Genomic DNA, 7,699 nt, shown 5'->3' on the forward strand with positions numbered 1-7,699 from the left:
TGGAAACCGCCAGCCCGTTCCCCGGAAGAAAGCATGGTCTGGCAAAAATGTAGCGGTATTAGACGCAGCTATTTAGTATCGGCTATGGCATGACCGATATCATGGGAGGCGGCGCATTTACGGTTATTGGCGCATGGCTCCTTTTTTTCTATACCACTTTTGTTGGTCTGTCGCCAGTTGAGGCTGCATCAATAGTGGCGATCGCAAGGATAGTCGATGCGATTGTTAGCTTATTTATGGGCTCTTTTACTGACCACTTTTATAAAAATGCGCTGGGTAAAAAATTTGGCAGAAGACGTTTCTTCTTGCTCATTGGCGCGCCATTAATGCTGGTTTATATTTTACTGTGGGTGACTGGAATGAATTTCTGGTTCTACCTTTCAGTATACCTGGCGTTTGAAATTATCGCTGCGATGGTCCTGATCCCGTGGGAAACATTGCCTTCGGAAATGACAAAGGATTTTAACGGACGGACGAAGCTTTCCACCTGTCGTATGTTTCTTTCTGCAACCGGGACTTTTCTCGCGACCTTCATTCCGGGGTTGTTGATCGGTCATTTCGGGGAACATGACCCGAATGCCTATTTTATCAACGGCGTGGTCTTTGCTGTGATGTTTATGGTCTGCGTATTTATTTCCTGGAAAGTGACATGGGAACGTGAGTTAACGCCGGAAATGCAGGCAGAACTTGAGCGCAGTAGTCAACCCACTACGCTTGCGGAAAAGGTGGCGATGGTAGGACGACTGTTCAAAGAATATGCCTCAACGTTAAAAGTGCGTGCGTTCAGAAAACATCTGGCCATTTACCTTTTTTCCTTTACCGCGAAAGATGTCTACAACACCGTCTTTGTCTTTTTCTGTGTTTACTGCCTGAACGTTTCTTCAGCACTGGCAGGGACATTGTTGTCAATGAGCATCGTTGGATTACCCGTCACACTTCTGGCAGGGGTCGCGATCATTAAATACGGTCCATCACGGCTTTATGTTTTTGCCTACACCTTGATGATGCTGTGTCTGATCGGCCTCTTTATGGTGTACCAGTTCCCGGGGGATAACAAAGTCACATTGTTGGTGGTTCTTGCTGCGGTGTATCAGGTGGGGCGTTGCGTGCTGGAGTTCACGCCATGGAACGTCTTCCCGTTCATTCCGGACATTGATGAAATGATCACCCGCCAACGTCGTGAAGGTCTGTTTGCCGCAGTGATGACGTTCTCCCGTAAGACGACAGTCGCTATCGCGACCTTCATCGTGGGGTTGATGTTGCAGAGTGGCGGATTTGTGAAGGGGAGTCAGGTTCAGCCTGAAGAAGCCGTTAATACCATTGCTACGCTGCTGTTTGCAGGGACTGCGGGGCTGTTAATTCTGGCTTTGTGGCAGGCGGTAACCTTCCATCTGAATAAACGAACCCACAAAATTTTTGTCGATGAAGTTGATCGTTTAAAAGCCCACGGTGCGAAGCAGGATGTGGACCCTGAAACCCGCCGCATTGTCGAAGACCTGACGGGCTATTCTTATGACGCGCTATGGTGCGAAACGGATAAGACGGCCGTCAAGAAAACGCACTCAACCATCACGATGAGTTAATAAAAGACATCCCTGGCGCGAGTCAGGGATGTCAGATAACTTCAAAATGATGTCATACCAATTGCTAAAAGCTTAATTCAAATCAAAACATACAACCATACAGGCGTTACTCTGAGACAGTCCTGATTTCATTAAAAAGTAGGTCATACAATGCAAAACAAGCTCTTAACGGCAAAGGCTGCGCTTCCGGAATACGATCGTACCAAACTGGTGCCGCGTATTGTTCATCTGGGGTTTGGTGCGTTTCACCGTGCGCATCAGGGAGTCTACACCGATATTCTGGCAGCAGAGCACAACAGTGACTGGGGATATTGTGAAGTCAATCTGATCGGCGGCGAGCAGCAGATTGCCGACCTGAAACAACAAGATAACCTGTATACCGTGGCAGAAATGTCGGCAGATGCGTGGACGGCAAGAGTTGTCGGCGTGGTGAAAACTGCTCTGCATGCCCAGGTTGATGGTCTGGACGCTGTACTGGCCGCGATGTGCGAGCCGCAGGTTGCCATTGTTTCCCTGACGATTACTGAGAAAGGGTATTGTCATTCTCCGGCGACAGGGCAACTGATGCTGGATCACCCAATGATCGCCGCCGATCTGCAAAACCCACAGCAGCCTAAATCCGCAGCGGGGGTTATCGTTGAAGCGCTGGCGCGCCGTAAAGCGGCAGGTTTGCCTGCATTTACCGTGATGTCCTGCGATAACATGCCTGAGAACGGTCATGTGATGCGTAATGTGGTGACCGCGTATGCCGGTGCCGTTAATGCCGAACTGGCGCAGTGGATTGAACAAAACGTCACGTTCCCTTCCACGATGGTTGACCGAATCGTGCCTGCCGTCACTCCTGATACGCTGGACAAAATTGAACAGTTAACCGGTGTTCGCGACCCTGCGGGTGTAGCGTGTGAGCCGTTCCGTCAGTGGGTGATTGAAGACAACTTTGCAGCAGGGCGTCCGGAATGGGAAAAAGCCGGTGCTGAACTGGTTGCCGATGTCATCCCGTTTGAAGAGATGAAACTGCGCATGCTGAACGGTAGCCACTCTTTCCTGGCATACCTTGGCTATCTGGCCGGTTATCAGCATATCAATGATTGTATGGGAGACGAAAATTACCGTCTCGCAGCACATGCGTTGATGCTGCAGGAACAGGCGCCAACTCTGAAAGTGACAGGGGTTGATCTCAAACGTTACGCCGACTTACTGATTGAACGCTACAGCAACCCGGCGCTGCGTCACCGGACCTGGCAGATTGCGATGGACGGTAGCCAGAAACTGCCTCAGCGTATGCTGGATTCTGTGCGTTGGCATCTGGCGCATAACAGCAGCTTTGATTTACTGGCGCTGGGTATTGCAGGATGGATGCGCTATGTCGGGGGTGTGGACGAGCAGGGCAATGCGATTGAGGTCAACGATCCGCTGCTTCCTGTTATTCAGAAAGCGGTTCAGGCGAGTCAGGAAGGTGAAAGCCGCGTTCAGGCGTTGCTGGGCATTGATGCGATCTTCGGCAATGAGCTGCCGCATGAAGGTCTGTTTACCCGTAAAGTGACTGACGCGTATCTGTCTTTGTTGGCTGATGGTGCGAAAGCGACCGTGGCAACGTACGTCGCGAAACTGAAATAACGCTGTAGAAATGGATATGTAGCCGGGAATAGCGATGTCGCTTCCCGGCAGTAACATCATCGTTATGCCGCCAGGGGCGGCATTGACACCCTTAGTTCATGCCGAGACGAATCAGTTCGATGGGCGCAAACTTACCCTCACAACCTTCAACTTGCACGGTTTTCCCGCGACGGATCTGTGCTGCATCAAGGCCATCGGTGTCAATTGAAGTAATTTTCCCCGTATGTCCAGTGCCGCTAATCATGACCCGGCTGCCAGTGGTGATTGCGTTACGGTTACGATCGTATGTCATCATGGTGTTTTCTCCTTTCTAACTTACCGTCAAAGCCCGTGGGCTTTTAGTCCCACGTAACGGGCGTCATATAAATACGCCTCTTGCGAAGGATTTTTTTTGTTTTTGATCAAGCTCACGGCTTTTTGGGTAAGGATATGCAGGGAGAAAAACGAGAGAGAACTCACCCCGTGAGGGGTGAGGGGGAGAATTATTCTTCGCTAAACCAGTCGCTGTTTTCCTGGCGAATAAGCTGTACGGATTCACCGATTTCCTGCAGGTGGACGGTCATCGCACGTTCAACGGCATCAGCGTCATGCTTTTCGAGCGCAGCAAAAATATCGTGATGTTGTCTGAGCAGCATCTCAGGCGGCGACACGTGATCCAGGCTCATATAGCGCACACGGTCAATGGTCGCCTTAATATTCTCAATGGTGTCCCAGGCCAGTTGGCAATCGGCGATGGTCGCCAGTTTCTGGTGAAACTCATCATCCAACTGGAAGAAATCATTAAGCTGTTTACGGTCAATCGCAATACGCTGCTGGTGCAGGTTCTGTTCCAGCTGATAGCACTGACTGTCCGTCATCATTGATGCGGCGCGACGAGCAACCGCGCACTCTATCGCCTGACGGACAAAACACCCATTCTGCACCTGCGATAACGAAATTTTGTTCACATAGCTACCGCGCTGCGGACGGATCTGGATCAGTCCATTTTCCGCCAGCTTGATAAACGCTTCCCGCACGGGCTGGCGCGAAACATTAAAGCGTACAGAAACTTCTTTTTCAGAAAGCGGGGTGCCAGGTGCAATCAGGCAATGCACGATGTCACGACGAAGAATACGGTATATTTGCTGATTTACCGGCTGTGTAGGGTTGAGTTGCGTTTCGACGGTCATGTGCTCTTACTTTTTAGAGAGTTAACCCGGTTATTCTACCATTTATTTGCCGTGGGCTATACCCGGCCAGAGGCCGGGTAACGTAATTAGTTTCTATGAACGCTCAGTCCGGCAAAGGATTGTGTTACGGGCATCATTTCCAGGGTATTGATATTCACGTGAGCGGGTAATGTGGCCACCCACCATACCGCTTCGGTCACATCTTCTGGGGTTAATGCCGTTGTGTTTTCATAGGCTTTGCCTGCTTTCGCATCGTCACCTTTGAAGCGAACGTTTGAGAACTCGGTTCCACCGACCAGCCCCGGTTCAATGTCCGTGACGCGAACCGCGGTACCGTGTAAGTCGGTGCGCAGATTAAGGCTGAACTGACGGACAAATGCCTTGGTGGCGCCATAGACATTGCCACCCGCGTACGGCCAATTGCCTGCCGTAGAGCCAATGTTGATGATATGGCCACGATTACGTTCAACCATGCCTGGCAGCACGGCACGCGTCATATAAATCAATCCCTTATTGTTGGTATCGATCATGGTTTCCCAGTCGTCAACGTTGGCTTTATGCGCAGGTTCAAGCCCGAGAGCCAGCCCGGCGTTGTTGACCAGAATATCAATATTGCGCCAGTTGGCAGGGAGCGAGTCCAGCATTTGTTCAATGGCTGCGCGATTGCGCACATCCAGTTGTGCCGTTAGCAGGTTCTCTCCCAGCTCATCTTGTAACTCCTGAAGGCGTTCCTGGCGGCGGCCTGTGGCAATCACTTTATGACCATTCGCAATAAAACGACGTGTAATGCACTCACCAAAGCCTGCCGTTGCACCGGTAACTAAAACGATCATCTCACTGTTCCTCAACGCTTTTTGTGTTGTACTACCATAGCACGCGATATCTGTTAGGGGGTAATCCTGGTTAACGAGATTGCGGTCATTTCCAGGGAGGCCTACTCTATTCAAGAAATCGTTTTCGGGAGTGAAAGATGTCGTTAACAAATCCATTCTTAAGTAACAGTGTGTTGCCGTATCAGGCTCCGCGTTTTGATCTGATTGAAGACCGCCATTACCGTCCCGCCTTTGATGAAGGAATGCGGCAAAAACGCGCAGAAATCGATGCGATTGTACACAACCCCGAGGCTGCGGATTTTTCCAATACCTGCATAGCGCTGGAGCAAAGCGGAGTGTTACTGACGCGCGTCACCAGCGTATTTTTCGCCATGACGGCGGCGCATACCAACGATGAATTGCAGCGTCTTGATGAGGCGTTTTCCGGCGAACTCGCCGCGCTGGCGAATGATATCTATCTCAATAGCGCCCTGTTTGCGCGCGTGGACGCCGTCTGGCAACAGCGTCAAACGCTGAAACTGGATGCAGAATCCTTACGGCTGGTGGAGGTGATTCATCAGCGCTTCGTCCTGTCCGGGGCGCAACTCAGTGATGCCGATAAAGACAAACTGAAACGGCTGAACACCGAGTCAGCGACGCTGACAAGCCAGTTTAACCAGCGATTGCTGGCGGCGAACAAATCGGGTGGATTGGTGGTGGATGCGGTTCATTCGCTGGAAGGTTTAAGTGCCGAAGAGATTGCCCTTGCCGCACAAGCCGCCGCAGAGAAGGGGCTTTCGGCGCGTTGGTTAATTCCCTTGCTTAACACCACGCAACAACCGGCGCTCGCCGCGCTGTGCGACCGACAGACGCGGGAAAATCTCTTCAAGGCGGCATGGCACCGGGCAGAAAAAAATGATGCCAATGACACGCGCGCCATTGTGTTGCGTCTGGTGGAAATTCGTACTCAGCAGGCAAAACTACTGGGCTTTGCCCATTATGCGGCGTGGAAAATTGCCGACCAGATGGCGAAAACGCCCGAGGCCGCACTGGCGTTTATGCGGGCTATTGTTCCCGCTGCGCGTCAGCGTGCGCTTGATGAACAGGCTGAGATCCAGAAAATCATTGATCAACAGCAGGGGGAATTCACGGTGCAGCCGTGGGACTGGGCGTTCTATGCCGAGCAGGTACGGCGCGAGAAGTTCGCGTTAGATGAAACGCAGCTCAGGCCGTACTTCGCTTTAGACACGGTTCTGAACGAGGGCGTTTTCTGGGCGGCAAACCAGCTGTTTGGCATCAAATTTATTGAGCGTTTTGATATCCCGGTTTACCACCCTGATGTTCGCGTCTGGGAAATATTCGACAGTGACGGCGTAGGACTGGCGTTATTTTACGGTGATTTCTTCGCGCGTGAGTCAAAAAGCGGTGGCGCCTGGATGGGTAACTTCGTCGAACAGTCCACGCTCAACGAAACCCGACCGGTGATTTACAACGTCTGTAACTATCAAAAACCGTCTGCAGGACAACCGGCGTTATTGCTCTGGGATGATGTGATCACGCTGTTCCATGAGTTCGGACACACGTTGCATGGGCTATTTGCGACCCAGCGTTACGCGACGCTTTCCGGAACCAATACGCCGCGTGACTTTGTTGAGTTCCCGTCGCAGATCAACGAACACTGGGCGAGCCATCCTGCTGTTTTTGCGCGTTATGCCCGGCATGTTGAAACGGGGGAAAAAATGCCTGAGGCGCTACAAGACAAAATGCGCAAGGCGAGCCTGTTCAATAAAGGCTATGACATGACAGAGTTACTGAGCGCTGCTTTACTGGATATGCGCTGGCATACCCTGTCGGCGGATTCGCCCGTAGCGGAAGTGGACAGTTTTGAACCGCAGGCGTTAGCGGCTGAGGAGATAGATCTTCACGCCGTCCCACCGCGATACCGTAGCAGTTATTTCGCCCATATTTTTGGCGGCGGTTATGCGGCGGGGTATTACGCCTATCTGTGGACGCAAATGCTGGCAGATGATGGCTATCAGTGGTTTGTCGAGCATGGCGGATTAACGCGTGAAAATGGCCAGCGCTTTCGGGAGGTGATTTTGTCTCGGGGCAATAGCACTGATTTAGCTCAACTTTATCGCCAGTGGTGCGGCCACGATCCACAAATCGAACCGATGTTGTTGAACCGTGGGTTAAACGGATAAGGCATTTTATTGCCTCAAAAAAGAACCGGGTGCGATGCCCGGTTTTCCATCATGACGTTCGTTATCGGGCAAATTGGAGATGATGAACATTGATGACAGCTAAACCCTAACTAACGTCCGCTTCACGCCCAACGTTACCCAAAGCGTTCGAGAGGCAGGTAAGTGCCAAAAGCGGAAGCTGGGGTGCCAAAGACTATCTAATAGTGGATGGGTAGTTTTGCAGGGGTGTTTACATAGTGTAAGTATCCCGCATAATCGTGCCATTCACATTTAGAGATCATCCGGCATACTCAATCTGCCAACGAAGGAGATCG

Annotated in this window: 6 protein-coding genes; 3 read left to right on the forward strand and 3 right to left on the reverse strand. The window is 51.4% G+C overall.

What is annotated here, in order from left to right; all coding sequences use genetic code 11:
* The first annotated feature begins 89 nt into the window (after positions 1–89).
* Positions 90–1,583 (forward strand): MFS transporter, encoded by a 1,494-nt coding sequence (locus tag AC07UY_RS21620; protein WP_494701922.1) that lies wholly within the window; start codon positions 90–92, stop codon positions 1,581–1,583.
* A 150-nt stretch (positions 1,584–1,733) separates the two neighbouring features.
* A complete protein-coding gene (locus AC07UY_RS21625) occupies positions 1,734–3,200 on the forward strand; it encodes a mannitol dehydrogenase family protein (RefSeq protein ID WP_494660194.1) in 1,467 nt (488 codons plus the stop codon).
* 91 nt (positions 3,201–3,291) lie between these two features.
* Here AC07UY_RS21625 and ydfZ read toward each other — a convergent pair whose 3' ends face one another.
* The 3 genes from ydfZ to ydfG all read right to left on the reverse strand — a co-directional run bounded on the left by ydfZ (position 3,292) and on the right by ydfG (position 5,202).
* Positions 3,292–3,495, reverse strand: a complete 204-nt coding sequence (gene ydfZ, locus AC07UY_RS21630; RefSeq protein ID WP_203357887.1) for a putative selenium delivery protein YdfZ — start codon at positions 3,493–3,495, stop codon at positions 3,292–3,294.
* A gap of 187 nt (positions 3,496–3,682) precedes the next feature.
* Positions 3,683–4,369 (reverse strand): GntR family transcriptional regulator, encoded by a 687-nt coding sequence (locus tag AC07UY_RS21635; protein ID WP_203357886.1) that lies wholly within the window; start codon positions 4,367–4,369, stop codon positions 3,683–3,685.
* A gap of 86 nt (positions 4,370–4,455) precedes the next feature.
* Complete coding sequence (gene ydfG, locus AC07UY_RS21640; protein WP_494701923.1) at positions 4,456–5,202, reverse strand: bifunctional NADP-dependent 3-hydroxy acid dehydrogenase/3-hydroxypropionate dehydrogenase YdfG; 747 nt, start codon at positions 5,200–5,202, stop codon at positions 4,456–4,458.
* 137 nt (positions 5,203–5,339) lie between these two features.
* Here ydfG and dcp point away from each other — a divergent pair, with 137 nt between their 5' ends.
* Positions 5,340–7,385 (forward strand): peptidyl-dipeptidase Dcp, encoded by a 2,046-nt coding sequence (gene dcp, locus AC07UY_RS21645; protein WP_494701924.1) that lies wholly within the window; start codon positions 5,340–5,342, stop codon positions 7,383–7,385.
* Positions 7,386–7,699 lie beyond the last annotated feature (314 nt).

The organism is Citrobacter sp. GW821-FHT02E08, from assembly GCF_059421685.1.